This window comes from Bradyrhizobium sp. (assembly GCF_049586575.1).
GTDB lineage: Bacteria > Pseudomonadota > Alphaproteobacteria > Rhizobiales > Xanthobacteraceae > Bradyrhizobium.
On record NZ_JBAVCF010000135.1, the window covers coordinates 1 to 2,438 of the forward strand.

General features: G+C 56.7%; 4 protein-coding genes. 2 read left to right on the forward strand and 2 right to left on the reverse strand.

Going from position 1 to position 2,438, the window contains the following annotated elements; all coding sequences use genetic code 11:
• On the forward strand, positions 1 to 437 hold a 437-nt coding region (locus WB528_RS04970), incomplete at its 5' end, for a VOC family protein (protein ID WP_423887316.1).
• Between the two features lie 18 nt (positions 438 to 455).
• On the opposite strand, the gene WB528_RS04975 is transcribed toward WB528_RS04970, so the two are convergent.
• Positions 456 to 1,601 carry an OpgC domain-containing protein gene (locus tag WB528_RS04975; protein ID WP_423887317.1) on the reverse strand — a complete coding sequence of 382 codons (1,146 nt, stop codon included), beginning with the start codon at positions 1,599 to 1,601 and terminating at the stop codon, positions 456 to 458.
• A gap of 227 nt (positions 1,602 to 1,828) precedes the next feature.
• Here WB528_RS04975 and WB528_RS04980 point away from each other — a divergent pair, with 227 nt between their 5' ends.
• Complete coding sequence (locus WB528_RS04980; protein WP_423887318.1) at positions 1,829 to 2,134, forward strand: ETC complex I subunit; 306 nt, start codon at positions 1,829 to 1,831, stop codon at positions 2,132 to 2,134.
• A gap of 56 nt (positions 2,135 to 2,190) precedes the next feature.
• Here WB528_RS04980 and WB528_RS04985 read toward each other — a convergent pair.
• On the reverse strand, positions 2,191 to 2,438 hold a 248-nt coding region (locus WB528_RS04985), incomplete at its 5' end, for a hypothetical protein (RefSeq protein WP_423887319.1).

A 2,438-nucleotide genomic window follows, 5' to 3' on the forward strand; every position in this document is an offset into this window, starting at 1 on the left:
GGCATGAACTGTTTGCAACCGATCTGGATAAGGAGGTTGCATTCTACTGCGCGCTGTTCGGCTGGCAGAGGGCGCAGACCGAAAATCATTTGGCGGATGCCTATGTTTCGTTGTCCGCCGGCGGGCAGGTGATCGGTGGAGCATTCACAAAACCGCCCAGAGGATCCCCGCCGTTCTGGCTCTTCTACGTCAACGTCGAGGATCTGGATGCCGCGGCGGAACGCGTGAGAGTGGGAGGCGGAGAGGCTTTGCCTAACGATGTAGAAATTTCCGGCGGTTTCTGGGTTGCCCACTGCGTCGATCCCCAGGGTGCCGCTTTTGCCCTTCAGGGAAAGAAGGGCCACGCCGCAAAGGTCGGCTGGAGCACGGAGTGGCAGGGCTTTTCTTCACGCGGGCAATTGGTCGCGCCAAAGTCCAAGCGTGAGTCCGGCAATTAGAACGCGTCGCCGTCGCGATCAGGCGGCCTTCGGCGCCGGTGTCTTGAGCGGCTTGTCCTGCCGTTTCGACCAGGAGATGTAGTAAGCGACGACGGTCATGATTGCTATTCCGGTCACGCTGACGAAGAGCTGCGCGAACAGCGAACCCGAACTCATCATCAGCTCGAAATGTCCGACAAAGGACAAGAAGACGCCGACGCAGAACACGGCGAGCGATTGCTGACCACAGACAATCAGCGGATCGAAGACCTTCCATTCCAACCCTGGCCAATCCTTGGGCAGGAAGCGGATGACGAGAATGACGATCACGACAAAATGCAGGAAGCGGTAGGGCGCGAGGTTGGTCTTGTCGTTCGGATTGAACGCTGCATACAACCAATGCGGGAACATATTGCCGAGGTCAGGAAATCTGCCGGCCATGGTCATGACCAGTGCAAACGCGAGATAGGCGAAGCAAACATAGAGCGTGATCGGAGAATCGATCACCCCGCGGCTTTTCCGGGCTCCACCGAGCGCGCACCATGAGCCGAACACGAACAGCACCTGCCAGCAATACGGATTGAAATACCAGGTGCCTCCCGGATAGGCCCGAAAATTCCAGCCGAAATGCCTTGCGGCAAGCCACAGCACGAGAGAGGCGATCATTGTCAGGTTGGGCCGACGCAGCATCATCCAGAGAACCGGCGGAAAGAATCCCATCAGAACGATGTAGAGCGGCAGCACGTCCAGGTTGACCGGCTTGAATTTGAGCAGCAAACCCTGGCGTAGCGTCTCGGTCGCCTGATCGACAAGACCTGCGACATTGAATTCGTTGATGATCTCGGAATCGCCAAAGCGCAGCGCCAAATAGCTGATTGAGGCGATGTAGATCACAAACAGGATGATGTGGGCGACATAGAGCTGCCAGACCCGCTTGGTCAAACGGGTAGCGCCGACGATAAAGCCGCGCTCCATCATCATTCGCGCATAGACGAATGAGGCCGTGTAGCCTGAGATGAACACGAAAAGATCGGCCGCATCGCTGAAGCCGTAGTTCCGGGTCGTGATCCAGTTCACCACATTGTCCGGAATATGGTCCAGAAAGATGGCCCAATTGGCTACCCCGCGGAGCAGGTCAAGCCGGAGGTCGCGTCCTTTTTCCGGCAGAGTGGCGTTGATTTTCATGGGGACCGTTTTCGACGTAAGGCGTCCGTTGAGGGTAGGCAGCGGGCGGGGCATCGATCTTGTCGCCCGGCCAGATTGTCACCGGACGGCATAATGAATATACCATTTCGGAAGATGTTTCATCACAGGCTGGAGAATCAGCGATTCAGATTCGGGACAGAAATTCCATGTTATCCCGGCTGCTTCGATAGGCTCCATCCATCGTTCCGAAAGAGGGTCGACTGTCCATGACCGCCCGCATTTTTAAGCCTGCCAAAAACGCGATGCAATCGGGGAAGGCCAAGACAAAGGATTGGCAACTCGACTATGAGCCGGAACAGCCCCGATTCGTCGAGCCTCTAATGGGCTGGACCAGTTCGGGCGACATGAAACAGCAGGTCACGCTTCGCTTTGAAACCAAGGAAGAAGCAGTGGCCTATTGTGAACGCGAGGGTATCCCTTACCAGGTTCTTGAGCCGAAGGAGCCGGTGCGTCGGCAGGCCGCTTACGCCGACAATTTTGCATTCCGCCGCGGCGAACCGTGGACCCACTGAAGAGCGGATTCGTGGGCGGAAGGATTTTCGCGCGCGCCTCACATACTGACGTCGCATTAAAAGGCGGTACTAAAATACTGATTTAAAAAGACTTTTTTGGCAATCCGGTTGAAGGTCTGTTTTCTCAGGTTGCGCGGGCCTGCAATGCGATGACACGATAGTTCGTTCATGCTGCACCGATTGCGGCGCCCCACAAACCTGCTGAAGCCATGCCGCTCCCATCCAGCATTGATCCGGCCTCTTCCGACTTCGCCCGCAATACCGAGGCGATGCGGATGCTGGTCGCAGACCTCCGTCAGAAGCT